General features: G+C 73.9%; 22 protein-coding genes and 1 pseudogene. 14 read left to right on the forward strand and 9 right to left on the reverse strand.

All coding sequences use genetic code 11. From position 1 onward, the window contains the following. Positions 1-527: 527 nt before the first annotated feature. On the forward strand, positions 528-1,295 hold the full coding sequence (hisF, locus tag ACGF4F_RS31715) for an imidazole glycerol phosphate synthase subunit HisF (RefSeq protein WP_393083208.1): 768 nt from the start codon (positions 528-530) through the stop codon (positions 1,293-1,295). A 153-nt stretch (positions 1,296-1,448) separates the two neighbouring features. On the opposite strand, the gene ACGF4F_RS31720 is transcribed toward hisF, so the two are convergent. Continuing rightward, positions 1,449-1,910 carry a hypothetical protein gene (locus tag ACGF4F_RS31720; RefSeq protein WP_393083211.1) on the reverse strand — a complete coding sequence of 154 codons (462 nt, stop codon included), beginning with the start codon at positions 1,908-1,910 and terminating at the stop codon, positions 1,449-1,451. 140 nt (positions 1,911-2,050) lie between these two features. After that, positions 2,051-2,728 (reverse strand): hypothetical protein, encoded by a 678-nt coding sequence (locus tag ACGF4F_RS31725; RefSeq protein ID WP_357435225.1) that lies wholly within the window; start codon positions 2,726-2,728, stop codon positions 2,051-2,053. Positions 2,729-2,786: 58 nt separating this feature from the next. Here ACGF4F_RS31725 and ACGF4F_RS31730 point away from each other — a divergent pair, with 58 nt between their 5' ends. The 3 genes from ACGF4F_RS31730 (at position 2,787) to ACGF4F_RS31740 (ending at position 8,190) form a co-directional block, all read left to right on the forward strand. Continuing rightward, entirely contained in the window at positions 2,787-4,244 is a 1,458-nt protein-coding gene (locus ACGF4F_RS31730) for a PLP-dependent aminotransferase family protein (RefSeq protein ID WP_357435226.1), read from the forward strand. A 58-nt stretch (positions 4,245-4,302) separates the two neighbouring features. Continuing rightward, positions 4,303-6,759, forward strand: coding sequence for a low temperature requirement protein A (locus ACGF4F_RS31735; RefSeq protein ID WP_393083214.1), 2,457 nt, complete (start codon positions 4,303-4,305; stop codon positions 6,757-6,759). Positions 6,760-6,876: 117 nt separating this feature from the next. Then, positions 6,877-8,190 (forward strand): low temperature requirement protein A, encoded by a 1,314-nt coding sequence (locus tag ACGF4F_RS31740; RefSeq protein ID WP_393083217.1) that lies wholly within the window; start codon positions 6,877-6,879, stop codon positions 8,188-8,190. A gap of 82 nt (positions 8,191-8,272) precedes the next feature. Here ACGF4F_RS31740 and ACGF4F_RS31745 read toward each other — a convergent pair whose 3' ends face one another. From ACGF4F_RS31745 to ACGF4F_RS31755, 3 genes are all read right to left on the reverse strand, one after another. Then, a complete protein-coding gene (locus tag ACGF4F_RS31745; RefSeq protein WP_393083219.1) occupies positions 8,273-10,099 on the reverse strand; it encodes an AMP-dependent synthetase/ligase in 1,827 nt (608 codons plus the stop codon). Positions 10,100-10,239: 140 nt separating this feature from the next. Next, positions 10,240-11,190, reverse strand: a complete 951-nt coding sequence (locus tag ACGF4F_RS31750; protein WP_393083223.1) for a terpene synthase — start codon at positions 11,188-11,190, stop codon at positions 10,240-10,242. Between the two features lie 126 nt (positions 11,191-11,316). Then, positions 11,317-11,946, reverse strand: a complete 630-nt coding sequence (locus ACGF4F_RS31755; RefSeq protein WP_357435233.1) for a TIGR03085 family metal-binding protein — start codon at positions 11,944-11,946, stop codon at positions 11,317-11,319. 215 nt (positions 11,947-12,161) lie between these two features. Here ACGF4F_RS31755 and ACGF4F_RS31760 point away from each other — a divergent pair, with 215 nt between their 5' ends. Both ACGF4F_RS31760 and ACGF4F_RS31765 read left to right on the forward strand, forming a co-directional pair. Continuing rightward, the gene (locus ACGF4F_RS31760; RefSeq protein WP_393083226.1) at positions 12,162-14,036 is read left to right on the forward strand and encodes an ABC transporter ATP-binding protein; all 1,875 of its coding nucleotides are present in this window, start codon (positions 12,162-12,164) and stop codon (positions 14,034-14,036) included. A 55-nt stretch (positions 14,037-14,091) separates the two neighbouring features. Further along, complete coding sequence (locus tag ACGF4F_RS31765) at positions 14,092-15,876, forward strand: ABC transporter ATP-binding protein (protein ID WP_393083229.1); 1,785 nt, start codon at positions 14,092-14,094, stop codon at positions 15,874-15,876. 82 nt (positions 15,877-15,958) lie between these two features. Here ACGF4F_RS31765 and ACGF4F_RS31770 read toward each other — a convergent pair whose 3' ends face one another. The 3 genes from ACGF4F_RS31770 to ACGF4F_RS31780 all read right to left on the reverse strand — a co-directional run bounded on the left by ACGF4F_RS31770 (position 15,959) and on the right by ACGF4F_RS31780 (position 18,175). Further along, positions 15,959-16,570, reverse strand: coding sequence for a TetR family transcriptional regulator (locus ACGF4F_RS31770; protein WP_393083232.1), 612 nt, complete (start codon positions 16,568-16,570; stop codon positions 15,959-15,961). Positions 16,571-16,641: 71 nt separating this feature from the next. Further along, the gene (locus ACGF4F_RS31775; protein WP_393083235.1) at positions 16,642-17,397 is read right to left on the reverse strand and encodes an ABC transporter permease; all 756 of its coding nucleotides are present in this window, start codon (positions 17,395-17,397) and stop codon (positions 16,642-16,644) included. Positions 17,398-17,455: 58 nt separating this feature from the next. Continuing rightward, positions 17,456-18,175, reverse strand: a complete 720-nt coding sequence (locus ACGF4F_RS31780; RefSeq protein ID WP_393083238.1) for an ABC transporter ATP-binding protein — start codon at positions 18,173-18,175, stop codon at positions 17,456-17,458. 105 nt (positions 18,176-18,280) lie between these two features. On the opposite strand from ACGF4F_RS31780, the gene ACGF4F_RS31785 reads away from it, so the two are divergent. From ACGF4F_RS31785 to ACGF4F_RS31810, 6 genes and pseudogenes are all read left to right on the forward strand, one after another. Next, positions 18,281-18,670 (forward strand): MerR family transcriptional regulator, encoded by a 390-nt coding sequence (locus tag ACGF4F_RS31785; protein WP_357435242.1) that lies wholly within the window; start codon positions 18,281-18,283, stop codon positions 18,668-18,670. Next, entirely contained in the window at positions 18,667-19,671 is a 1,005-nt protein-coding gene (locus ACGF4F_RS31790) for an aldo/keto reductase (protein WP_393083241.1), read from the forward strand. The genes ACGF4F_RS31785 and ACGF4F_RS31790 overlap by 4 nt, the downstream gene beginning before the upstream one ends. 160 nt (positions 19,672-19,831) lie before the next feature. After that, positions 19,832-20,482 (forward strand): annotated as a pseudogene (locus ACGF4F_RS31795) (phosphoribosyl-AMP cyclohydrolase); the annotation flags it as partial. 180 nt (positions 20,483-20,662) lie between these two features. Further along, positions 20,663-21,097, forward strand: coding sequence for a phosphoribosyl-AMP cyclohydrolase (gene hisI, locus ACGF4F_RS31800; RefSeq protein ID WP_073833941.1), 435 nt, complete (start codon positions 20,663-20,665; stop codon positions 21,095-21,097). Then, positions 21,094-22,647 (forward strand): anthranilate synthase component I, encoded by a 1,554-nt coding sequence (locus ACGF4F_RS31805; RefSeq protein WP_357435246.1) that lies wholly within the window; start codon positions 21,094-21,096, stop codon positions 22,645-22,647. Before hisI ends, ACGF4F_RS31805 begins: the two co-directional genes overlap by 4 nt. After that, positions 22,644-23,225, forward strand: a complete 582-nt coding sequence (locus ACGF4F_RS31810) for a Trp biosynthesis-associated membrane protein (protein ID WP_357435247.1) — start codon at positions 22,644-22,646, stop codon at positions 23,223-23,225. The genes ACGF4F_RS31805 and ACGF4F_RS31810 overlap by 4 nt, the downstream gene beginning before the upstream one ends. On the opposite strand, the gene ACGF4F_RS31815 is transcribed toward ACGF4F_RS31810, so the two are convergent. Beyond that, complete coding sequence (locus tag ACGF4F_RS31815) at positions 23,218-23,493, reverse strand: hypothetical protein (RefSeq protein ID WP_357435249.1); 276 nt, start codon at positions 23,491-23,493, stop codon at positions 23,218-23,220. The two genes, ACGF4F_RS31810 and ACGF4F_RS31815, sit on opposite strands and share 8 nt — an antisense overlap. Before the next feature lie 386 nt (positions 23,494-23,879). Here ACGF4F_RS31815 and trpC point away from each other — a divergent pair, with 386 nt between their 5' ends. Both trpC and trpB read left to right on the forward strand, forming a co-directional pair. Continuing rightward, positions 23,880-24,683: an indole-3-glycerol phosphate synthase TrpC gene (gene trpC / locus ACGF4F_RS31820; RefSeq protein WP_357435327.1), complete on the forward strand. Its 804-nt coding sequence runs from the start codon at positions 23,880-23,882 to the stop codon at positions 24,681-24,683. A 38-nt stretch (positions 24,684-24,721) separates the two neighbouring features. Next, on the forward strand, positions 24,722-25,960 hold the full coding sequence (trpB, locus tag ACGF4F_RS31825) for a tryptophan synthase subunit beta (protein WP_357435251.1): 1,239 nt from the start codon (positions 24,722-24,724) through the stop codon (positions 25,958-25,960). The last annotated feature ends 19 nt before the right edge of the window (positions 25,961-25,979 follow it).

Raw genomic sequence — 25,979 nt, forward strand, 5'->3', positions numbered from 1 at the left:
CACGGCGCCTGGCGGCGCATCGCCGCCCGCGGCCTCACCCACCAAGCCAAAACCGTCACCGACAAGACCAGCGGACACATGGTGATCCGCACGGTTGTCGACGAGCTCGAGGCCAGCGCCGTCGTCACCCCGAGCTCCCATGCCAGCCGGGGGGACCGGTCGAAGGCCGGCCCCACCCGGCCCCGCACCCCACGCCCCGCACCCCACGCCCCGCGCCCAGGCGACGCAGGGCACCCTCCCCCACCCGGCCCCACGGCCGGGTGGGTAAGCGTCCGGAGGGACACGCACCAACGGACCGGATGAGGCTGCCCCGCGCAGCCCACCGACACCAGGGCGTAAACACGATCAGCACACCCACCGCCGGCCACCGGCCACGAGGAGCAGCACTGGGCGCGGGATTCCATCTCCACGCCCACGCGACTCCACCACGGTGGGAAACGATCCCGGAAACTCAATCCGACTCAGGATCGCTAAGCTGATCAGGGACGCTGGCCGCTGGCGGAAACGGGGAAGGATAGGCTCGCGACATGACGGTGGCGGTACGGGTGATCCCCTGTCTGGACGTGGACGCCGGACGGGTGGTCAAGGGGGTCAACTTCGTCGACCTCCGGGACGCCGGCGACCCGGTCGAGCTGGCGGCCGCGTACGACCGGGCCGGCGCGGACGAGCTGACCTTCCTCGACGTCACCGCGTCCGTCAGCGACCGGGGGACCATGCTCGACGTGGTCCGGCGCACCGCCGAGTCGGTCTTCATCCCGCTCACCGTCGGCGGCGGCGTACGCACGGTCGCCGACGTCGACACGCTGCTGCGGGCGGGCGCGGACAAGATCGGCGTGAACACCGCCGCGATCGCCCGGCCGGAGCTGATCGCCGAGATCGCCGACCGGTTCGGCCGGCAGGTGCTGGTGCTCTCCCTCGACGTGCGGCGGGCGCCGGACGGCACCACGCCGAGCGGCTTCGAGGTGACCACCCACGGCGGCCGCCGGGGCACCGGCCTCGACGCGGTCGAGTGGGCCCGGCGCGGCGCCGAGCTGGGTGCGGGAGAGATCCTGCTCAACTCGATGGACGCCGACGGGACCAAGGCCGGCTTCGACCTGCCGCTGATCCAGGCCGTCCGGGCGGCCGTCGACGTGCCGGTGATCGCGAGCGGCGGGGCCGGCGCGGTGGCGCACTTCCCGCCGGCGATCGGCGCGGGCGCCGACGCGGTGCTCGCGGCCAGCGTCTTCCACTTCGGCGAGCTGACCGTCGGCGAGGTCAAGGACGCCCTGCGCACCGCCGGCCACCCGGTCCGCTGATCCACCCACCGGCCCGCCCTGACCGGACCCGGGTCGCCGCGCTGGCGGTGTCGTGCCGGCCCGGACACCGCCAGGTCGCCGAGCTGGCGGTGTCGTGCGGGTCCGGATGCCGCCCGGGTCGCCGAGCTGGCGCGGCCAGACGGGGCGGCGTGCTCAGGGGCGGCCGGAGTGGCCCTCGGGGGAACGGCGCGGCATCGGGATCGACCGGACCACGTACTCCTGGACGGCGGCGGCGTGGTCGTCCTCGGCGAGGCTCCAGTCGGACGTGCCCGGCGTGTGTCGGCGGGTCAGCACGCCTTGCACGGTGTCGACGGTGGTCCCCAGCCCGGCGCTCGGCCGGGTGCGCCACAGCCGCTCGCCGTCCGGGGTGATCCGGAACCAGCCGTCGGATACGGTGACCAGGCCCGCGCCGAGGAGCCGGCGGACGGCGCCCTCGACCTCGTCCCGCTCTGGGATGGACCGGTTGAGGTGGTCGGCGGTGGAGAGGACGTCAGCCAGGCGGACACCCTCCGGGCGCCGGGTGGCGGCCGCCCGGCGATGCCGTCCGGCACCGCTCGCGATCACCAGCGAGACGAAGATCCAGGCGTCGGTCCAGCGCCATCCGTTCTCCCCCATGAACGAATGATGCCCGGCGTTGCCGGCGGAGAAAACACCTGGTTTCGACGCCGGCCGTCGGCGCAGCTCAGCCGGGGTGCGGTCCGGCCCATCCGGTGGCGGTCGGCGTGGCCGGGGTGGCACCGCGTGGTGACCCCGGCTCAGGCCGCCTCGCCGGCCGGGCGCGGCGTGGGGCCCACCGCCGGCTCCACGGCGGGGCCCTCCGACTGCTGCGGGGGCACCGCGAAGAGCGGGATGAACAACTGGGCGAGCGGCCCGATGGCGAGCGCGTACGCGACCGTGCCGACGCCGACCGTGCCGCCGAGCAGCCAGCCCAGCGCCAGCACGGTCACCTCGATGACGGTCCGGACCAGCCGGATGGAGCGGCCGGGGCGGCGGGCGACGTACCCGGTCATCAGGCCGTCGCGCGGGCCAGGGCCGAAGGCCGCCCCGAGGTAGAGCCCGGTGGCCGCGCCGTTGGCGACGATCCCGACGACCAGCAGGCAGATCCGGAGCGGCAGGCCGCCGCCGGCCGGCACCAGGGCCAGGGTGGCGTCCACCACCAGCCCGATCACCACCACGTTGCTGACCGTGCCCAGGCCGGGGCGTTGCCGCAGCGGGATCCACAGCAGCAGCACCAGGGCGCCGACCGCGATGGTGACCGTGCCGAAGGAGAGCCCGGTCTGCCGGGCGAGGCCCTGGTGGAACACGTCCCACGGGTCGAGGCCGAGGCCGGACCGGATCATCAGGGCCATGCTGACGCCGTAGAGCGTGAGCCCGGCGTAGAGCTGGGTCAGTCGCCGGGCGGGCCGGTACCGGAAATTGCCAATCGGTGCCATGCATGCCACCCTAGGGTCCAATCTCGCCCGCGACAGAGCCAATTCCGGAGGGGTGGCCATGACGAGTCAGGTGCGCGGTGTCCAATTGGCTCGGCTCCTCGGCCAGTGGCATGCGCTGCCCGGCCGCCGACGCAGCCCCGACTACGCCGCACTCGCCGCCGCGGTCCGCGGCCTGCTCGCCGACGGCCGGCTCCCCCTGGGGGTACGCCTGCCCGCCGAGCGGGAGCTGGCGGAGGCGCTGCGGATCAGCCGTACCACGGTCACCGCCGCCTACCGGGAGCTGCGCGAGAGCGGCCACCTGGCCAGCCGGCGCGGGGCCGGCAGCTGGACCATGCTGCCCGGTACCCACCGGGTGGCCAGCACCGGGCTGTGGACCCCGCTGGACGACCGGGACATGATCGACCTCGGGGTGGCCGCGCTCGCCGCCCCGCCGCAGCTCGTCCCGGCCGCCCGGGCGGCCACCGAGGACCTGCCCCACTACCTGGGCGGGGCCGGCTACCACCCGACCGGCATCATCGAGCTGCGCGAGGCGGTGGCTCGGGCGTACACCGAGCGGGGGCTGCCGACCAGCCCGGAGCAGATCATGGTCACCAGCGGCACCCAGCACGCGCTGGACCTGGTGCTGCGGCTGGCCCTGTCGCCGGGCGGCGGGGTGCTGGTGGAGTCCCCGACCTACCCCAACGCGCTCGCCGCGCTGTCGGCCCGCCGGGCCCGGATCAGCACCCACGGCCTCGCCATGGACGACCTCGGCTGGGACGCCGACCTGCTGCTGGGCAGCATCCGGCAGGCCCGGCCGAAGCTGGCGTACCTGATCCCCGAGTTCCAGAACCCGACCGGCCACCTGATGGCGACCGAGTTGCGCGAGCGGCTGGTCGCCGCTGCCCACGCCGCCGGGACCGACCTGGTGATCGACGAGTCCTTCGTGGACCTGCCGCTGGACGGCACCCCGCTGCCGCCACCGGTCGCCACCTTCGACCGGCACTCCCGGGTGATCAGCATCGGCGGGATGAGCAAGCCGTACTGGGGTGGCCTGCGGATCGGCTGGGTCCGGGCGTCCGCGCCGCAGGTGCAGCGGCTGGCCGCCGCCCGGGTCGGCGTCGACATGGCCAGCCCGGTCCTCGACCAGCTCGTCGCGGTGCACCTGCTCGCCGAAGCGGCGACCATCGTGGCCGCGCGGCGGGCGCAGCTCGCCGCCCAACGGGACGCGCTGGTCGGCGCGCTGGCCGAGCGGCTGCCCGACTGGCGGGTCAGCGTGCCGCGCGGCGGCGTGACGCTCTGGGTCGAGCTGGACGGCCCGGTCTCCAGCGCCCTGGCCCGGGCCGCCGAGGAGGTCGGCGTACGCCTGGCGCCCGGACCCCGGTTCGGCCTGGACGGCACCCTCGAGCGGTTCCTGCGGCTGCCGTTCACGCTGCCCGCCGCCGACCTGGTGGAGGCCGTCGGCCGGCTCGCCGCGGTCCGCTACGACCTCGACCGGACCGGCCGCCCGCAGTGGCGGGAGCCGTCCGTCATCGCCTGAGCCGGGCGGGCTTGCCGGATGCCCCGCGCGGGGCACCGCCGCCGGGCAGACTCAAGCGATGGCCAGCGGTAGGTCGAGGGGACTGTCCGATCGGTTCCAGATGGTCGCCGAGAGCGGCGGGGTGACCCGGCTGGAACTCTTCCTCGACCTGGTTTTCGTCTACGCCTTCCTCAACGTGACCAGCGTGGCCGCTGCCCATCCCGACCTCTTCGGGATCGTGCGCGGTCTGCTGCTGCTCGCGCTGCTGTGGTGGTGCTGGGTCTCCTACGCCTGGCTCAGCAACTCCATCCGGTTGGACCGGGGGATCATGCCGATGGTCGCCTTCGGCCTCATCGCGATCATCTTCGTGGTGGGCGTGGCGATTCAGGAGGCATTCGTCGACCGGCCCGGTGGGCTGCCCGGCCCGCTCATCTTCGTGCTGGGCTACCTCGCCGCGCGGGCCGGCGCCCTGGCGGTCGCGATGATCTGCGCCCGGTCCGACCCGGTCTCCCGGCAGCGGGTCCGGCGCGGCTGGCTGCCCCTGTTCGGTGCCGCCCCGCTGCTGCTGCTCGCGGCGCTGCTGGCCAGCCGGTTGATCGATGTCGAGATCCATCCGTGGGCCCGCCTGGGGCTGGTGCTCCTGGCGATCCTCATCGAGTACCGCGGTGGGATCCTCACCGGCGCGGTCGGTGGGCGCGACATCCCGGTACGACACTGGGTCGAGCGGCATTCCCTGATCGTCATGGTCGCGTTCGGCGAGACCATCATCTCCGTCGGGGTCAGCCGGGGCATCGGCTCCACCGCACCGATCACCTGGCCGCTGGTCGCCGCCATCCTGCTCAGCATGAGCGTCGTGGGTGTGCTCTGGTGGACCTACTTCGACCTCGCCCGGTTCGCTGCCGAACTCGCCCTTGAGCGGGTGTCCGGGGCGGCCCGGATACGGCTGGCGCGGAACGCGTACAGCTTCCTGCACCTGCCGATGATCGGCGGTCTGATCCTGCTCTCGCTCGGCCTCGAGAAGGCGGTGGGGGCCGTCGGCGAACCGGCGCCGCTGCCCGCGCTGTCCCTGCTCGCACTGTACGGCGGCGTGATCCTCTACCTGGTTGGGCTGCTCGCCTTCGAAGGGCGCACGATGCACATCGTGGGCCGGGGGCCGCTACTCGGCCTCGTCCTGCTCGCCCTCGGCATACCGGTGGCGGCCCAGGTGCCGGCGCTGGCCGCGCTCGCGATTCTCGCCGGCCTGGTGGCCGTGCTCGTGCTCGCCGACCGTACCGTCTTCCGGGACCGGCACCAGGTCCTGCACCGCGCGATCCAGCCCGCCGTCCAGCGGGCCGTCGGTGTCGCCCCGAAGGAACTCTTCTTCGATCTGGTCTTCGTCTACGCGTTCATCCAGGTCACCAGCCTGATGGCCGCCGATCCGACCTGGCACGGGCTGGTCCGCGGGCTGGCGGTGCTGGCCGTACTCTGGTGGGCCTGGAACGTGTTCGCGTGGCTGTCCACCGCGCTGCGCACCGACGAGCCGGGAGCTCGCCTGGTTTACGTCGCCGTCGCGGCGAACATCCTCATCATCGCGATCGCGATCCCGGTGGCGTTCTACGACCCGTCGCCGGTCGGGCTGTATGGGCCGCTGATTTTCGCGACCTGCTACGGCGTCGTCCGGCTGCTGCACCTGGGCTCGTTCTGGGTGGTCGCGCGCGGCAATCCCGGCTTACGCCGCCAACTGCTGCTGCTCGCCCTCGCGGCCGGGCTGGCGACGCTCCTGCTGCTGAGCGCCGCGCTGCTGCCCGAACTGGTCGGCGCGCGGGGACCCTACAGCCCGCTGCGGATCGCCCTGTGGCTGGCCGCCATCGCCGTCGACTACAGCAGTCGGTACCTGGTGAAGGTCAGTCAGTGGCAGATCAGTTCGGCCAGTCACTGGGCGGAGCGCTACGGCCTGATCGTCATCGTCGCGCTCGGCGAGGCGATCATCGCCACCGGACGTGCGATCGCCGACCAACCGATATCCGGGCTGGTGGTCATCGGGGCGATCCTCGGCACGGCGCTGGTAGGGACGCTGTGGTGGACGTACTTCGACATCGACGCCATCGCCGGGGAACGCGCCGTGGAGACCGCTGCGGGGGGCGACCGCAGCCGGCTGGCCGCCGACGCGTACACCTTTCTGCACCTGATCATGGTGGCCGGCATCGTGCTGGTCGCGCTCGGTCTGGGCCAGACGCTCGCGCTGGCGCACCGCAGGCCCGGGCTGGCCGCGGGGTTGCCCACCCTGGCCCACCTCGCCCTCTACGGCGGGGTGATCCTCTATCTGATCGGCGATCAGGCCTTCTGGTGGCGGACGCAGCACCGCATGCGGTGGATCCGCGGCATCACGACCCTGGTGTTCGTCGCGCTGGTCCCGCTGGCCGCTCCGTGGGCCGGGCTGGTGGGCCTCGCTGTCCTCGTCACCGTCGCCATCATCTTCTTGATCGTCGAAGCGGTGCGTACGGCGCAGCTCAGACGGGTGCTGCGCGAACCGCTGGTCCCCGAGGCAGGCCCGTAGCGGGTGCCGCTGACCGCCCCGCACCCGGTCAGGACGGCGGGCGCAGGATCGCCGCCGGCACCGGCCAGCCTGCCCGGATCGCGCTCGGTGGGCCGCACCGGCTGCGACACTGCGCGAGTGAGGAACAGCGGCGGCACCCGGTGGGCGAGCGTGGTCCGGCTCGGCGCGCCGGGGTCCCGGGTGACGCGGCTGGAGCTCTTCTTCGACCTCGTCTTCGTCTTCGCGTTCCTCACCGTCACCGGCCTGACCGCGAGCCAGCCCAGCTGGGTCAACCTGTTCCATGCCCTGCTCGTGCTGGCGCTGCTCTGGTGGTGCTGGCAAGGTTTCGCCGGCCTCGGCAACCTGGTCCGGGCCGACCAGGGCGTGCTGCCGGTGGTCGGCTTCGTCATCGGGGCCGCCACCTTCCTGCTGGTGCTGAGCATTCCGGGCGCGTTCGTGGACCAGCCCGGCGGACTCAACGGCCCGCTCGTCTTCGCGGTCTGCTACTTCCTGGTCCGCGGCCCGCAGCTCGCGGTCTTCGGCTGGGTGGCCCGGTCCGATCCGGCCCAGTTCCGACTCTGGCTGCGGCTCGCCGCCCTGCCGGTGGCCGCCACGGTGCTGCTGGTCGCCGCCGGGCAGGTGCCGCCCCGGGTCACCTCCGGAGCCCTGGCGGCCGCCATCCAGCTCAGCCTGTGGACGGCAGCGGTGCTGGTGGAGTACGTGGCGGGCATCATCCTCGGCGGCTCGTACTGGGTGGTGACCTCGGCCGGGCACTGGGCGGAGCGGCACGCCCTGATGGTCCTGCTCGCGCTCGGCGAGTCGATCATCGCGCTCGGGCTAGGTCCGAAGGCGATCAGCGCGCTGCCGCTGACCGGGCCGGTGATGACCGCCGCGGTGCTCGGCGTCGCGATCGCCGCGGTGCTCTGGTGGGCGTACTTCGACACCCTCGCCCCCGGGGTCGAGCAGCGGCTGCACGCGGCCCGGGAGCCGGCGGCCCGGGCCCGGCTGGCCCGCAACGCGTACACCTACCTGCACCTGCCGATGGTCGCCGGGATCATCTTCTTCGCCCTCGGGCTCAAGGACCTGCTCGCCGAGTCGGCCTCGTCCAGCACACCGTCCTGGGGGGAGCCGCTCGGCGCCTTCTGGGTGACGGTCCTCTACGGCGGGGTCGCCGTCTACCTGCTCAGCCTCGCGGCCTGCGCGTTGCTGGTGCTGCACGCCGTGCGCTGGCCGTTGCTGGGGGCGACGGTGGTGATCGTGGCGGTGGCCCCGGCGGCGGCCGGGCTGCCGGAACTGGTGGCGGTGGTGCTGCTGGCGGTGCTCTGCGTGGCCGCCATCGTCGCCGAGACGCTGCGCGAGGACGGTCGGCGGCGCCAGATCCGGCAGCTCGCGCTGGAGGAGCAGATCGCCGTGGAGATGGAGCAGACCCGGTGGCGCCAGCACCACCTGTGACCGCGGCCGACGACCGCCGGAAGGACCGGCGGCCGTGCCCCGGGACGGTGGGGCACGGCCGCCGGACGGTACGGATCCGCCGCTACAGCTCGGCCAGGGTGCCCGCGTACATCTTCTCGATCTCGGCGGCGAAGTTGCTCTCCACGCCCCGGCGCTTGATCTTCAGCGACGGGGTGACCTCACCGTCCTCGATGGTGAGGTCACGGGGGAGGATGGTCACCTTCTTGATCGTCTCCCAGCGGTTCAGCTTGGCGTTCAGCTCCGCCACGTAGCCGTCGACCATCGCCTGGGCCTCTGGCGAGGTGACTATCCCGGTGTAGTCGCGACCCTCCAGCGGGCCGCCGGCCGCCCAGCCCTTGATCGCGTCCGGGTCGAGGGTGACCAGCATGGTGCAGTAGTTGCGCGCCTGCCCGATCACCACGGCCTGCGAGGTGTACGGGCAGATGGCCTTGAACATGCCCTCGATGTGCGACGGTGCGATGTACTTCCCGCCCGAGGTCTTGACCAGGTCCTTCTTCCGGTCGGTGATCCGCAGGTAGCCGTCGTCGTCCAGGCTGCCGATGTCCCCCGTGCGGAAGAAGCCGTCCTCGGTGAACGCGGCGGCGGTCTCCTCGGGCAGGTTGTGGTAGCCGCGCATCACCGGCCGGCCGCGGACCAGGATCTCGCCGTCGCTGTCGATCCGGCACTCCAGGTCGCCCATCGCCTTGCCGACGGTGCCGATACGCAGCCCGCCCGGCGGGTTGACGAAGTTGCCGGCGCTGGTCTCGGTGAGGCCGTACCCCTCGGAGATGGGCAGGTTGGCGGCGGCGAAGAAGGTGCCGATCTCCTTGCTCAGCGGGGCCGCGCCGGAGACGAGCACCCGGATCCGGCCGCCGAGCCGGGCCTGGAGCTTGCTGAAGACCAGTTTCTCGGCCACCGCGTACCTCAGCTTCAGGCCGAGGGGGAGCGGCTTGCCGGCCTGCTCCAGTGCGACCTTCTCCTTGCCCACCGCGACGCCCCAGGCGAAGATCTTCGCCTTCGCGCCCCCGGCGTCCTGGGCCGTGGTGACCACCTTGTTGTAGACCTTCTCGAAGACCCGGGGCGCGCCGCACATCAGCGTCGGCCGGACCACCCCGAGCAGCTCGACCAGCTTCTCCACCCGCCCGTCGACGTACGTGGGCAGGCCGACGTGGGTGACGCCGCAGAGCAGCGTCTTGCCGAAGGAGTGCGACAGCGGCAGCCAGAGGTACTGGAGGTCGTCGAAGTGCAGCAGCCCCAGCTCGGCCTGCGCGACTCCCTCCCAGCACCAGCCCCCGTGCAGCAGCTCGACGCCCTTGGGCCGGCCGGTGGTGCCGGAGGTGTAGATGAGGGTGGCCAGGTGGTCCGGGCCGATGCCGGCGACCAGCATGTCGATCAGGTCCGGCTCGTTCTCCAGTGCCCGGGCTCCCCGCGCCTCCAGCTCGGTCAGGGTGAGTTGCGGGACCGCCGCGGCCGGGTCGGGCTCGCCGTCGAAGAGCACCACGTGGGTCAGCGCCGGCAACTCCGCGCCGGCGACCTTCGCGGCCTGGGTCGGGTTCTCGGCGAAGAGGATCCGCGACCCGGAGTCGGAGATGATGTAGGTGGCGTCCTCCGGCTCGGTGGTCGGGTAGACGGTGGTGGTGGCCCCGCCCGCGCACATGATGCCGAAGTCGGCGATCACCCATTCGAGCCGGGTGTTCGCCAGGATCGCCACCGGGTCCTCCAGGCCGACGCCGAGCCCGTGCAGCCCGGCCGCGACCGCCTTGGCGCGCCGCCCGACCTGCTCCCAGCTCAGCCACACCGGCCCCGAGTCGTCGGCGGCGGGGTGGGCGAACGCGGGACTGGCCGGGGTGGCCGCCACGCGTTTGAGGAACATGTCGGGGATGGAACGGTACGGTACATCGAGAGCCATCGCTGAAGCCGCCTTCAGGGTGGAGGGACGTGACGGAGGTCACGCCATTCTGCGGTTACCGAAGAGTATTGCCTCCACCGGGGCGGCGGCTAGCCCTGGTGCCAGCGGCGACCGGCGTCCCCGGGCGGGGACCGGCCCGGTCAGGCGTACCGGGACGCGGCGAGCGACCAGTCGTAGGTGGCCCGGATCCAGTTCCGCCGGGTGGTCAGGAAGGCCAGGACCGCCTCGTCGCCCCCCGCGGCCAGCGCCGACTCCCGTTCCCCGTACGCCGCCAGCGCCGCGTTGAACCGGGCGGCCGCCGCGCGCAGCGCCGACTCCTCGTCCTGCTCGGTCTCGCCGGCGATCGTGGTGACCAGGTTGTGGCCGTCCGGCGCGCTGCTGCGCTCCTTGCCGTAGGAGAAGAGGTCGTTGCACCAGCAGACCAGATCGGCGGCGAGGTCGTCCACGGCGGCCAGCGCCGGATCCGCCCCCCGCCCCGGCTCCGGCACCGCGTCGTACGCCAGGTCGGTGAGGGTGAAGCTGGGTCGGGCCCCGCCGGTGTGCCGGCGCATCTGCACGTACTCGGCCACCCCGGGCACCCGCCGGTGCTCCCGGTTGGCCGCCTCCCAGAGCAGCGCCAGCAGGTACTCCCGCAACTGGCTGACCAGCCGCAGCAGCAGGGCCGGCCGCTGCCGGGCGCGCGCCCGCCGGCACAGGTCGTGCAGCGCGACGCCGAGCGGCCCGGCGCCGACCGGCGCCGGCGCGTCCGGGTCGCCCTGCCGGTCGAGCACCTCCAGCAGGCCCGCCACGGTGGGCGCGAGCCGGGTCGGGCTGGCGCCCAGGCCGTCCTCGTCGCAGGCGTCGTCCATCACGAACAGCCAGGAGATCAGGTCGGTGAGCAGGCGCAGCCGGTCCAGCGGCCCACCCGGGCAGGCCCGGCCGGCCAGTTCCGCCGGGTTGGCACCGGCCAGCCGGCGCAGCCCGGCCGGATCGTCGATCAGGCCCAGCTCGCGTACCCAGCAGGCGCTCTCCCCGGCGGCCAGTTCGACAGCGGGGTGCCGGCGCGCCGGGAAGGGGGGTTCGCGCAGTGCCGAGACCGCGAAGCTCCGCATCCGTCCCCCTGTCCCGCCGCCCTCGGTAGTGGGGCGGTGGCCGAGAGCGTACGACAGGAATGATCAGCCGTGGTGGTCGGGTCGTGGGCGGTTTCACCTCTCGTGGTGACCGTTTCCGCCCATCCGTCAGAAGCCCAGGCTGGCCGCCCGCAACCGTTCGGCTGGCGCGGACGGGCCGTCCACCTGCACCCGCGCCACCCGCTGCCGGCCGGAGAGGAAGAGCACCAGCTCGCCGGGCGCGCCCACCACCCGCAGCCGGTCGCCGCCCCGGCCGACGGTGCGCTCGCCGAACCCCGGCGCCTGGACCAGCAGGTCCGCCGGGAAGCGGCGCAGCGCCAACCGGGCCATCCCCGCGGCCCGCTTCCAGAGCACCGCCTGGAACCCCGCCGGCAGGTCCCGCGGCAGCCACCCCGGCTGCGCCCGGCGGACGTCCTCGTGGTGGATGAAGAACTCCAGGGTGTTGACCAGCTCGTCGGTGAGCGGGTTGCTGACCGGGCTCCACACCGGCGGGCGGCGCACCCGCGCCACCAGCTCCGCGTACGGCCCCGCGGCCGTGCGCCGGCGGACCGCCTCACCGTACCGGCGCAGCGGCCGCAGCAGGATGCCGGCGGCGGCGTCCGGCCGGCGCTCGCGCACCGTCAGGTGCGCCGCGAGGTCGCGGGTGCGCCACCCCTCGTCGATCGTCGGCGCGTCCGGTCCCAGGTCCAGCAGCAGATCGGCGAGCGCCTCGCGCTCCGATCGGGCGTACCGCGGCATGGCCCGATCGTAGGCCGGTGGCGGCCCGGCCACCGGGACGGCACGGCCGGCGGCGTCGCGCCGGCGGCCACCCGTCGGGCGCGGCGTCACGAACCGCCCTGGTCAGGGTGGCCGGTGCGGGAAGGTGACGTCGGACATACGCCCTCCGGGTCGGCGGATCTGGCGCCGAGCGGTAAGGATGAGGGAGAAAATTGCGGCTTACGGCGGGGGAGAGCGTGGCGAGCGGGACAAGTCGGGACGTGCTCGGCAGCGGACTGCGGGTACTCGGCCGGGCCATCCGGGAACAACCCCGGATCTTCGCGGTCGCGGTGGCCGGCAGCGTGCTCTTCGGCCTCATGGTGATCGCCAGCGCGTACGTCGTCGGCGGGGTGGTCGGCAAGGTGGTGGTCCCGGCCGTCGCCCGCGGCTCGGTGGCCGGTGGCGTCCTCGCGCTGGCCGCGGCCGCGCTGTTCGGGATCAGCGTGCTGCGGGTGGTCGGCATCTTCGGCCGCCGGCTCGGCGCCGGCTACATGCAGTACCGGCTCCAGGCCGCCTACCGCCGCCGGGTCACCCGCCGCTACCTCGACCTGCCGCTGGCCTGGCACCACCGTAACGCCACCGGCACCCTGCTCTCCAACGCCAACTCCGATGTCGAGGCGGCCTGGTATCCCATCGCGCCGCTGCCGTTCGCAGTCGGCACCCTGGTGATGCTGGTCGGCGCCGTGGTCTCGCTGTTCCTCACCGACTGGGCGCTCGCCCTGGTCGGCCTCGCCGTCTTCCCGGCGCTGTTCGCCCTCAACGTGGTCTACTCCCGCCGGATGGCCCCCCGCCAGGCCCGCGCCCAGCGGCTGCGCGCCGAGGTCAGCGGCATCGCGCACGAGAGCTTCGACGGCGCGCTGGTGGTCAAGACGATGGGTCGCGAGGCGCAGGAGACGGACCGGTTCGCCGCCCGCGCCGGGGAGCTGCGCGACGCGCTGATCTCCGTCGGCAAGCTGCGTGGCGTCTTCGACCCGATGCTGGAGACCCTGCCCAGCCTCGGCACCCTGGCCGTACTGGTGGTCGGCGCGGTCCGGCTCCGGCAGGGCGCGATCGACGTGACCGAGCTGGTCAGCGTCGCCTTCCTGTTCACCGTGCTGGCCTTCCCGGTCCGGGCCATCGGCTGGGTGTTGGCCGAGCTGCCGCGCAGCGTCGCCGGCTGGGACCGGGTGCGCCGGGTCCTCGACGCCACCGGCGAGATGCCGTACGGCGAGGCGACGCTCGACCCGGCCACGCCCACGCCGGCCACCCTCGCCTTCCGTGACGTCCACTTCGGCTACGAGCCGGCCGAGGCGCACCTGCCCGGCGCGGAGGTGCTCGGCGCGGTCTCCTTCACCGTGCCGGCGGGGAAGACCGTCGCCCTGGTCGGGCCCACCGGGGCCGGCAAGTCCACCATCGCCTCGCTCGCCGTCCGGCTGGTCGACCCGGGCACCGGCACGGTCACCCTGGACGGCGTCGACGTCCGCGACCTCACGGCGGCCTCGCTCGCCGCGAACGTGGCCCTGGTCGCCCAGGTCCCGTTCGTCTTCGACGACACCGTCCGGGCCAACATCGCCCTGGACCGGCCCGGCGTCGGTGACGAGGAGGTCTGGGCGGCGCTGCGGCTCGCCGAGGCGGACGGCTTCGTCGCCGCGCTCCCCGACGGGCTGGACACCATGGTCGGCGAGCGGGGCACCTCGCTCTCCGGCGGCCAGCGGCAGCGGCTCACCCTGGCCCGGGCACTCGCCGGCCGGCCGCGGCTGCTGGTGCTCGACGACGCCACCAGCGCCGTCGACCCCCGGGTGGAGGCGGCCATCCTGGCCGGGCTGCGCACCCCGGCCGACGGCGGGGCACCCGCGTCGATCCTGGTGGTCGCGTACCGCCGGGCCACCATTGCGCTCGCGGACGAGGTGATCTACGTCGAGCACGGGCGGGTGCTCGCCCGCGGCACGCACACCGACCTGCTCGCCACCGTGCCCGGCTACGCCGACCTGGTCACCGCGTACGAGCAGGCCGAGCAGGAACGCGAGCAGCCCCGCCCGTACGACGAGGTCACCCCGCTGACCTCCGGCCTGGAAGTCGAGGTTGACCGGTGAGCGCGAGGAGTGCAGCGGAGCGGAGCCCCGCAGTCGCGAACGAAAGGCGGGCCCGGTGAGCACGACTGTGGAGGCGGATCGGCCGGCCGAGGCGCCCGAGTCGACCTGGCGGACGCTGCGGCGCGGACTCGCGCTCTCCCCGGAGCTGAAGACCGGGTTGGCCGGCACGCTCGGGCTGGCGCTGGTCTACATGATCGGCCGGGTCGCCGTGCCGGTGGCCGTGCAGCGCGGCATCGACCACGGCATCGTCGGTGGCCTCGACCTGGACGTGGTCACGCTGACCGTGGTCGCCACCGCCGCCGTGCTGGTGGTCACCACCGCCTGCGGCTACCTGATGATGCGCCGGCTCTTCACGGTGAGCGAGACCGCCCTCGCCGGGGTGCGTACCCGGGCCTTCCGGCACGTGCACGACCTGTCCATGCTGCACCAGCAGTCCGAGCGGCGGGGCTCGCTGGTCTCGCGGGTCACCAGCGACGTGGACCAGATCACCCAGTTCCTCCAGTGGGGCGGCGTGATCCTGATCGTCAACCTGGGCCAGCTGGCGGTGACCACGGCCGTGATGCTGGCGTACTCCTGGCAGCTCACCCTGGTGGTGCTCGGCGCGTTCGCCCCGGCGGTGCTGGTGATCCGGCTGCTCCAGCGCCGGCTGGCCGCCGCGTACGGCCTGGTCCGCCAGCGGATGGGCACGCTGCTCGGCACGATCGGCGAGAGCGTGGTGGGCGCCCCGGTGATCCGGGCGTACGGGATCGCCGGGCGGACCGCCCGGCGGCTGGACGCGGCGATCGAGGGGCAGCGGCAGGCCCAGCAGCGGGCCATCCGGATCAGCATCATGGGCAGCTCGGTGGGGGAGCTGGCCGCCGGCCTGGCGCTGGCCGGCGTGGTGGTGGTCGGGGTCAACCTCGGGGTGGACCGCACGTTGTCGATCGGCCAGCTCACCGCGTTCCTGTTCCTGGTGACGCTCTTCATCCAGCCGGTGCAGATCGCCACCGAGGTGCTCAACGAGGCGCAGAACGCGATCGCCGGCTGGCGCCGGGTGCTCGACGTGCTGGACGTCGCGCCGGACGTGGCCGACCCCGAGCAGGGGCGGGAGCTGCCGCCCGGCCCGCTGGACATCCGTTTCGCCGGGGTGACGTTCGCCTACCCGGGCGGGCCGCCGGTGTTGCACGACGTGACCCTGGAGATCCCGGCGAAGAGCCGGGTGGCCGTGGTCGGCGAGACCGGCAGCGGCAAGACCACCTTCGCCAAGCTGCTCACCCGGCTGATGGACCCCACCGAGGGGGAGGTGCTGCTCTCCGGCGTGTCGCTGCGTCAGGTGCGCTTCGACTCGCTGCGCTCCCGGGTGGTGATGGTGCCGCAGGACGGTTTCCTGTTCGACACGACGGTGGGGGAGAACGTCCGCTTCGCCCGCCCCGAGCTGACCGACGCGCAGCTCACCGCCGCCTTCACCGAGCTGGGTCTGGCCGACTGGCTGGACGGGCTGCCGGCCGGGCTGGACACCCCGGTGGGGGAGCGCGGGGAGGCGCTCAGCGTCGGCGAGCGGCAGTTGGTCGCGCTGGCCCGGGCGTACGTCGCCGACCCTGACCTGCTGGTGCTGGACGAGGCGACCAGCGCGGTCGACCCGGCCACCGAGGTGCGCCTCCAGCGCACCCTGGACGCGGTCACCCGGGGCCGGACCACGCTCGCCATCGCGCACCGGCTCTCCACCGCCCAGGCCGCTGACGAGGTGATCGTGGTGGACCGGGGCCGCATCGTCCAACGCGGCCCCCACGACGAACTGGTCCAGGACCCCGATTCCGTCTACGCCCTGCTCTACGCCTCCTGGCTGGAACAAACCCGCTGACCCCGGCCGCTGCCCGCCCTGCCCCGTGTGGATCAAGGATTTCGCGTCCGGGTCACGCCGTCCGGAGACGCGAACTTCTTGATCAACTTTCCGTGGCTGGGGTGGGCAGCGGGCCGGTGAGGTAGCGCTGGACGGTGGGGCCGATCGTGGCGACCAGGGCCTCCGGGGTGGCGGAGGCGACCGGTTCGAGCCGGATGACGTATCGCATCATGGCCAGGCCGATCATCTGGGTGCCGACCAGCCCGCCGCGCAGCGGCAGCTCGGCCGGGTCGACGTCGAGCTGGTCGAGCACCCGGCGCAGCACCTGGGTGACCAGGAACTCGCGCAGCAGCCGCGCGGTCCACTCGTTGCCGACCGCCGAGCGGAGCAGGGCCACCGCCGCCCCGCCGACCGGGGAGTCCCAGACCGCCAGGAAGGTGCGGACCAGCCGCTCGCCCACGCCGTCCGGGCCGCCGGCCAGCACGGCCGGGAGCAGGTCAGCCGGGTCGACCGGGATGGCCACGGTGGCCCGGAACAGCTCCTCCTTGGTGCCGAAGTAGTGGTGCACCAGGGCCGGGTCCACCTGAGCGGCGGCGGCGATGGCCCGGATGGACGCGCCGTCGAAGCCGCGCTCGGCGAACGCGGTCCGGGCCGCGTCGAGGATCGCCTCCCGCGTGCCCGGGTTGCCCGGTCGCCGTCCGGTACGCCGTGCCATTGCCGCCCTTCGCTCGTTCCGTCATCCCCGTTCGTGGCCCGGTCCCGGCCGGGACCGGGCCACGAACGGCGTCAGCCGCTGCGCCGGCGCAGCGTCGCCGCGGCGAGCACCAGCGCCAGCAGCGCCGCCCCCGCGACGATCGCCACGTCCCGCCACATCGTCGTGGTCGGCTCGGCGTGCGCGCCCACCTCCTGCAACGCCTCGACGGCGTACGACAGGGGCAGCGCGTCGCTGATCGCCTGCAGCCAGCCGGCCATCTGTCCCCGGGGCACGAAGAGCCCGCAGAGCAGCAGCTGCGGGGCCACCACCACCGGCATGAACTGCACGGCCTGGAACTCGGTCCGGGCGAAGGCGGAACAGAGCAGCCCGAGCGCGACCGCGAGCACCGCGTTGATCGCGGCGATCATGATCACGAGTGCGCTGCTGCCGGCGGTGCTCAGCCCGAACACCCAGTACGCCACGGCCGAGGCGATGGTGGCCTGCACCACGCCGGCCAGGCCGAACGCGATGCCGTAGCCGAAGAGCAGGTCGAGCTTGCCCAGCGGGGTGGTGAGCAGCCGCTCCAGGGTGCCGGTGGTGCGCTCCCGCAGCATGGCGATGCTGGTCACCAGGAACATGATGATGAACGGGAAGAAGCCCAGCATGATCAGCGCCACCCGGTCGAAGACCGTGGGCTGCCCCGGCGGGTGGGGCTGGTCGACGTACATGAAGTAGACCAGGGTGAGCAGCACGGCCGGCACCACCACGAGCAGCGCGACGGTGCGCCGGTCGTGCCGCAGCTGACGCAGGATGCGCCCGATGGTGGCGGCCAGGATGCGGGGGTTCACGACCGGGCCTCCCTCGTTCGCGACTGCGGGGCTCGCCGCCCCGGTTCCCTCCGCGCCCTCACCGGTCCTCCTCGCGAGATCTGATCAGCCGGAGGAACGCCTCCTCCAGGTCCTGCACACCGGTGGCGGCGCGGACCGCGTCCGGGGTGTCGTCGGCGATCAGCTGACCGTCCCGGATCAGCAGCAGCCGGTCGCAGCGGGCCGCCTCGTCCATCACGTGGCTGGACACCAGCAACGTGGTCCCGGTGGCGGCCATGGCGTGGAACCGGGCCCACAGGTCGGCCCGGAGCACCGGGTCCTGGCCGACGGTGGGCTCGTCGAGGATGACCAGCTCCGGCGCACCGACCAGGGCGCAGGCCAGCGAGGCGCGGCTGCGCTGGCCGCCGGAGAGCGTGCCGACCAGCTGGTCGGCGGCCTCGGCCAGGCCCACGTCGGCCACCGCGCCGTCCGCCTCGGCCCGGCCGCGCCCCTGCAGCGCCGCGAAGTAGCGCGCGTTCTCCCGGACGGTCAGGTCGGCGTAGACGCTGGGCGCCTGGGTGAGGTAGCCGACCCGGTGGCGCAGCTCCGCCGTGCCGGCCGGTCGGCCGAGCACGGTGACCGCGCCCGAGTTGACGGTCTGCACCCCGACGATCGCGCGCATCAGGGTGGTCTTGCCGCTGCCGCTGGGCCCGAGCAGTCCGGTGACCGCGCCGCGCGGCACCGCGCAGGAGATGCCCTGGAGCACCCGCCGCCGGCCCCGGTCGACCACCAGGTCACGGACCACGACCGCGTCGTCCATGCCCGCCTCCAAAACTCATCAGGTGTTGAACTCAACGCTAGTTGAGTTATGCCGCCCGGCGCAACGGTTGACTTCGAGTGCGCTCGAACTGGAAGCCTGGGGTGCGTGGACATCAGCACGCGGGAGATGAGCCTCACCGTGGGTGAGGCGGCGGAGCGGGTCGGCCTGACCACCTACACGCTGCGCTGGTACGAGCAGGAGGGCCTGGTCGCCCCGGTCGGGCGGGACTCCGCGGGCCGTCGGCGCTACACCGAGTCCGACGTCAACTGGCTGCTCCTGCTCACCCGGCTGCGGCGGACCGGGATGCCGGTGCGGGACATGCGCCGCTACGCCGAGCTGGCCCGGCAGGGCGATCGGACGCTCGGCGCCCGGCGGGCGCTGTTCGAGGCGCACCGCGCCCGGGTGCTGGCCCGGATGGCCGAGCTGGAGGAGGACCTCAGGGTGCTCGACTACAAGATCGACGCGTATCGCCGGGCGGAGGAGGAACTGGCATGAGCCGACGACGAATGGGCGCGAGCGGACCCGAGGTCTCGGCGATCGGCCTGGGCTGCATGGGCATGAGCTTCGCGTACGGGGGCGCCGACGACGCCGAGTCGACGCGTACTCTGCACCGAGCCCTCGACCTGGGCGTCAACCACCTGGACACCGCCGACATGTACGGCTTCGGGGCGAACGAGCGGCTGCTCGCCCCGGTGGTGCGGGCCCGCCGGGACGAGGTGTTCCTGGCCACCAAGTTCGGCAACCGCACCACCGGCGACAGCTTCGGCGGCACCGGCACGCCCGGCGCGTACGTGGACAGCAGGGCGGCCTGGGCGAAGCAGGCATGCGACGCCTCGCTGGGCCGGCTCGGGGTGGACACCATCGACCTGTACTACCTGCACCGGCGCGACCCGGCGACGCCGATCGAGGAGACCGTCGGCGCGATGGCGGACCTCGTCCGGGCCGGCAAGGTGCGGCTGATCGGCCTGTCCGAGGTCAGCCCGGCCACCCTGCGCGCCGCCCACGCGGTGCACCCGATCGCCGCCGTGCAGATGGAGTACTCCCTGTTCAGCCGGGACGTCGAGGGGGAGATGCGGGCCACCTGCCGGGAACTGGGCGTGTCCCTGGTGGCGTACTCGCCGGTCGGGCGGGGGCTGCTCACCGGCACGATCACCAGCCGGGAGCAGCTCACCGGCAACGACTGGCGGGCCGGGGCGCCCCGGTTCGCCGAGGGCAACCTGGACGCCAACCTCAAGCTGGTCGACCAGGTGCGGGCGGTCGCCGACGAGGTCGACGCGACGCCGGCCCAGGTGGCGCTGGCCTGGCTGCTCGCCCAGGGTGACGACATCCTGACCATCCCCGGCACCAAGCGGGTCCGCTACCTCGAGGAGAACGCGGCGGCGGCTGACCTCCGGCTCAGCCCGGAGCAGTTGGCCCGACTCGACGAGGCGGTGCCCCCCGGCGCGGCCGCCGGAGAAAGGTACCCCGAGGCAGCAATGAGATTCATCGGTCGATAGCTATCGCATCGGACATCCGGTCAGCCAGCGGTCATTGCGCCGAAGATCGGACGTCCGGCACCATGTCGCCGTGGGACCCGCTCCGCTGCCCGAGTCCGGATTCCTCGACGACTGGGCCGTCCGCCTTCGGCAGGCCGCCGACCGACCGGTCGTCGGCATCATGCTGCGCGGCAGTCACGCCCGCCTGGCCGCCACCGAGCACAGCGACGTGGACGTGGACGTGCTGGTCGTGGCCGACGAGGAGTACTCCGGCGACGACCCGGAGCAGCCCACGGCGGACCCCGCCCTCGTCCCGTACGCGGCACACCAGGCGTATCTGGCCGAGTTCGGCGGTCGCCTCGTGCACGTCTCGGTGGCCGCCCGGGACGTCCGGTCCTGGGTCCGCCGGCTCGGCCAGCCGGCGGACTGGGCGTTCGGGCTGCCGGTCACCGCGCCGGCCCGGCTGATCTGGGCGGTGCCGGAGTGGCGCCGCCGGATCGATCTGCCGGTGCTCTGCCAGCCCGCCGAGGAGCCGCGGCTGGAGGAGTTGATCGCCACCCTCGGCAAGGTCGCCGCCGCCCGGCGGGCCGACGACCCGTTGGGCGTCCGGCTCGCCGCCGCCGACCTGGCCCGGCTCTGCCCGTCCGTGCTGCGGCTGGTCAACCCGTCGGTCCGGGTGGTCTCCCGCCGGGACGCGCTCGCCGCCGCGCTGGACCTGCCGGTCGCCCCGCCCGGCTACCGCGACGACATGCTGCTCTGCCTGGGGCTGCGCCCGGGCGCCGTCGGCGAGCTCAGCGCCGCCGCCGGCCGGTTGGTCAGCGGCATCGTCCCGCTGATCCGCCCGCACGCCGAGGAGATCGCCGTGACGGCCGGCGCGGACCTGGCGGAGGCCCTGCTGGACGGCCGGCTGGACCGTTATCTGGGGCAACTGACCGGCGCGCTCGACGGTCCCGCGCCCGCCTCCCGGGACACGTCGACGGTGCCGGCGCCGCGTGCGGGAGAATGGCTCACTGTGCCCGCCTCTGACGCGCCGGTGACCGGCGCCCCCGCCAGCTCCGGCGGCGCCGCGGCCCCTGGCCCGGCCCGACCGTCCCGGCTCGACCCGGCGATCGCCGCCCGGCTGCGCCGGACCCCCGACGGCCTGGTGGCCGCGGTGGTCCGGCAGTACGACTCGGGCGAGGTGCTGATGGTCGCCTGGATGGACGACGAGGCGCTGCACCGCACGCTGACCACCGGCCGGGCCACCTACTGGTCGCGCAGCCGGCAGGAGTACTGGGTCAAGGGCGCCACCTCCGGCCACCACCAGTACGTCCGCTCCGTGGCGCTGGACTGCGACGGGGACGCCCTGCTGGTCAGCGTCGACCAGGTCGGCGTCGCCTGTCACACCGGCCAGCGGACCTGCTTCTTCACCGAGCTGCCGGTCAGCTCCCCGGAGGCGACCTCATGACGGACGGCACGGTCAGCCCCGACCCGGCCACCTTCGCCGACCTGGCGGCCCGCTGGCGGGTCGTGCCGGTCACCCGCCGACTGCTCGCCGACGCGGAGACCCCGGTGGGCGTCTACCGCAAGCTGGCCGGCGGCCCGGGCACGTTCCTGCTGGAGTCGGCCGAGCAGGGCGTCGGCTCGGCCGGGATGGCCTGGTCCCGCTACTCGTTCATCGGCGTCCGCAGCAGCGCCACGCTGACCGAGCGGGACGGCGCGGCGGTCTGGGCCGGCGCGCCGCCGGCCGGCGTACCGGCCTCCGGCGACCCGGTGGCGGTGCTCCGCGAGACCGTGGCCGCCCTGGCCGGCCCCGCCTGGGACCCGGCCAGCGGCATGCCGCCGCTCACCGGCGGCATGGTCGGCTACCTCGGGTACGACCTCGTCCGCCGCTTCGAGCGGCTGCCGGAGCTGACCGAGGACGACCTCGACGTGCCCGAGCTGGGCCTGATGCTCGCCACCGACCTGGTGGTGCTTGACCACTACGACGGCTCGGCGATCCTGGTCGCCAACGCGGTCCTGCCCCCGCTCGACGCGCCCGACCGGGAGGCCCTGGTCACGGCCGCATACCACCACGCGGTGGGGCGGCTGGACGCGATGACCGGCGCGCTGTCCCGACCGATTCCGCCCATGATCTCGACGGTCGCCCGGCCCCCGCTCGGCGACGTGGTCAGCCGTACGCCCGACGGCGGCTACCCGAAGGCGGTGGCGGCGGCCCAGGAGGCGATCCGGGCCGGCGAGTGCTTCCAGATCGTGCTCAGCCAGCGCTTCGAGCGGCCGACCCACGCCGATCCGCTCGACGTCTACCGGGTGCTGCGCACCACCAACCCCAGCCCGTACATGTATCTGCTGCGCTTCGACGGCTTCGACATCGTCGGCTCCTCGCCGGAGGCGCACCTCAAGGTGAGCACCGGCGCGGACGGGCGGCGGCGGGCGCTGCTGCACCCGATCGCCGGTACCCGACCGCGCGGCGGTTCCCCCGAGGCGGACGCCCGGCTCGCCGCCGAGCTGCTCGCCGACCCGAAGGAGCGCTCCGAGCACGTCATGCTGGTCGACCTGGGCCGCAACGACCTGGGCCGGGTCTGCCGCCCGGGCACCGTCGAGGTGCCCGAGTTCGCCACCATCGAGCGGTACAGCCACGTCATGCACATCGTCTCCACCGTGGTGGGCGAGCTGCGCGCGGATCGCACCGCTTTCGACGCGCTCGCCGCGACCTTCCCCGCCGGCACCCTCTCCGGGGCGCCGAAGGTGCGGGCCATGGAGATCATCGAGGAGCTGGAGCCGGTCCGTCGGGCCCTGTACGGCGGCACCGTCGGCTACTTCGGCTTCGGCGGCGACCTGGACATGGCCATCGCCATCCGTACCGCGCTGATCCGGGAGGGCCGGGCGTACGTGCAGGCCGGCGCGGGGGTGGTGGCCGATTCCGATCCGGCCGCCGAGGAGCAGGAGACCCGGAACAAGGCCGCCGCGGTGCTCGCCGCGATCGCCGCCGCCGAGACCCTCCGGCCGGCCCGATGACCGCACCGACCACCGGCTCGCCCGCCACCGGTTCGCCCGCCGCCCGGGGCCGGCGCGAGCTGGCGTACGCGGTGCTGCTCTGCCTGGTCGGGGCCGGCCTGGCCCTCTGGGCGGTGACCCGGACGTGGTCGGTCGAGCTGACCGCCCGGGGTTCGCTGCCGCCCACCCGGCACACCCGCACCGGCACGGACCTGCTGCCGTGGGTCTCGGCGCTGGCCCTGGTCGGGCTTGCCGGCGGCGGCGCGGTGCTGGCCACCCGGGGCCGGGTCCGACGGCTGCTGGGCGGCCTGCTGACGCTGGTCGGGCTGGCCGTGGCGGCCGGCGGCGGCTACGGCCTGACCGCCCTCGCCGGGGTGAGCCGGCAGTGGCCGGCGCTGGTGCTGGTCGGCGGGCTGGTCGCGGCCGTCGGCGGCGTGCTCACCGCGCTGCGGGGCGCGGGTTGGCCGGCGATGGGTGCCCGCTACGAGCGGCCGGTCCGCTCGGCGGCCCCGTCCGGCCCGGACCGGCCGGCGGTCGAGCGGGGCACCCGGGACGCGTGGGAGGCGCTGGACCGGGGCGAGGACCCGACGGTCAGCTGACCGGCTGGGCGTCCCGCGCGCCGCGCCGCTCGGTGGCCACGGCGCGGGCGGCGGCCAGTTCGGCCACCAGGCGGTCCAGGTCCCGGCGCTGCGCGGCCCGGGCCCGGTCGGCGCAGACCGCCTCCCAGGCGTTGCCCCGGGCGGTCCGCATCCGGGCGTCGCCGATCACGGCGCGTTCCAGGGTGTGTACCACGCCGACGGCGAGCGAGGCGACGGTCCGGGAGATGGTGGTGAACCCGATGGTCTGGTTCGGCCCGTTGGCGCTCATGGTCACCTCGTACGAGATCGTTGGCGACGATTGGCAGCCGCCTCATCGAGTCTGCCCGAGGACGATGCTGCCGGGCGCACGTTTCGCCGCCGTGACGCCCCGGTCAACTGTCGGGGAGCCGGGGCGACCAGCGCAGGGTCGTTCGTCCTTGAGCTTGGTCACAGCATCGAGGAACGTCGCGGGGTGGCGCTGCGTGACATCGTGTTCACCGGAAGTCGGCCATCATGCCACAGCCCATTTCGTGAGGAGCGCCATACCCCCGGGACTTGTCGCCAGGTGGCGCCCCCTAGCATCGGCCCATGACACCCGGAGAGGGGAGTCCGTTGGTGACTGCTGAGCATGCGCACGCGGAGGGGGACGAGGCCGGTCCGGCGGCGTCCGCAAACGTGCTCGACGAGATCCTGGCCGGCGTCCGCGAGGACGTGGCGCGGCGACAGGAGCAGGTTCCGCTGGAGCGGATCCGCGAGCTGGCCGCTGCCGCGCCGCCGCCGCTGGACGCGTACGCGGCCCTGCGTCGGCCCGGCGTGGCCGTCATCGCCGAGGTGAAGCGCTCCTCGCCGTCCAAGGGGCGGCTGGCGGAGATCGCCGACCCCGCCGACCTGGCTGGCGACTACGCGGCTGGCGGCGCCCGGGCGATCAGCGTGCTCACCGAGGGCCGCTGGTTCGGCGGGTCGCTGGACGACCTGGCCGCCGTGCGGGCCGCGGTGAACATCCCGGTGCTCCGCAAGGACTTCGTGGTCTCCAGCTACCAGGTGCACGAGGCACGCGCGCACGGCGCCGACCTGGTGCTGCTGATCGTCGCCGCGCTGGAGCAGAACGCCCTCGTCGGGCTGCTCGAGCGGATCGAGTCGCTCGGCATGTGCGCGCTGGTCGAGGTGCACAACGAGGAGGAGGCCGACCGGGCCCTGGAGGCCGGCGCGCAGGTGATCGGGGTCAACGCCCGTGACCTGCGTACCCTGGAGGTCGACCGTTCGGTCTTCGAGCGGATCGCGCCCGGCCTGCCGAGCAGCGTCGTCAAGATCGCCGAGTCCGGCGTACGCGGCCCGCACGACCTCATCCGGTACGCCTCGGCGGGCGCCGACGCGGTCCTGGTCGGCGAGGGCCTGGTCACCCAGAAGAGCCCCCGCGAGGCGGTGGCCGAGCTGGTCAACGCCGGCAACCACCCGGCCACGCCCCGCCCGGTGCGCTGATCCGCCCGGCACCTGACACGCAGCGAGAGGACACGCCGATGAGCGCCGACCCGGCAGCCCCGGCCGCCCAGGTTCCCGACGCCGCCGGTCACTTCGGCCGGTTCGGCGGCCGGTTCGTCCCGGAGGCGCTGGTCGCGGCGCTCGACGAGCTGGACGCGGCGTACCGGAAGGCGATGACCGACGAGACCTTCCGGGCCGAGTTCGACGGCCTGCTGCGCGGCTACGCCGGCACCCCGTCGCTGCTCTACCCGGCCACCCGGCTCTCCGCCCGGGCCGGGGCGCGGATCCTGCTCAAGCGGGAGGACCTCAACCACACGGGCGCGCACAAGGTGCGCAACGTGCTCGGCCAGGCGCTGCTCACCAAGCGGATGGGCAAGGCCCGGGTGATCGCCGAGACCGGCGCCGGGCAGCACGGCGTGGCCACCGCCACTGCCGCCGCGCTGTTCGACCTGGAGTGCGTGGTCTACATGGGCGAGGTCGACACCCAGCGCCAAGCGCTCAACGTGGCCCGGATGCGGATGCTCGGGGCCACCGTAGTGCCGGTCACCACCGGCTCGCGGACGCTGAAGGACGCGATGAACGAGGCGATGCGGGACTGGGTCGCCAACGTCGACACCACCCACTACCTGATCGGCACCGCCGCCGGCCCGCACCCGTTCCCGGAGATGGTCCGGGACTTCGTGCGCGGCATCGGCGAGGAGGCCCGCCAGCAGTGCCTCGACCTGACCGGCGCGCTGCCGGACGCGGTCGCCGCCTGCGTCGGCGGCGGCTCCAACGCGCTCGGCATCTTCCACGCCTTCGTGCCCGACAGCGGAGTGCGGTTGTACGGCTTCGAGGCCGGCGGCGCGGGCGTGGCGACCGGCCGGCACGCGGCCAGCATCACCGGCGGCTCCTCCGGGGTGCTGCACGGCACCCGGACCTACGTGCTGCAGGACGCCGACGGGCAGACGATCGAGTCGCACTCGATCTCGGCCGGCCTGGACTACCCGGGCGTCGGGCCGGAGCACGCCTGGCTGCACGACCAGGGCCGGGCGACCTACCTGCCGGTCGACGACGACGAGGCGATGGCCGCGTTCGAGCTGCTCTGCCGCACCGAGGGGATCATCCCGGCGATCGAGAGCTCGCACGCGCTGGCCGGCGCCCTGAAGATCGCCCCGCAGCTCGCCGCCGAGCTCGGCCGGGAGCCGGTCATCATCGTCAACCTCTCCGGCCGGGGCGACAAGGACGTGCACACCGCCGGCCAGTACTTCGGCATCCTTGACAGGGAGACAGCGTGAGCGAGCGGAGCGAGCGAAC

Source organism: Micromonospora sp. NPDC047740 (genome assembly GCF_043204735.1).
Lineage (GTDB): Bacteria > Actinomycetota > Actinomycetes > Mycobacteriales > Micromonosporaceae > Micromonospora.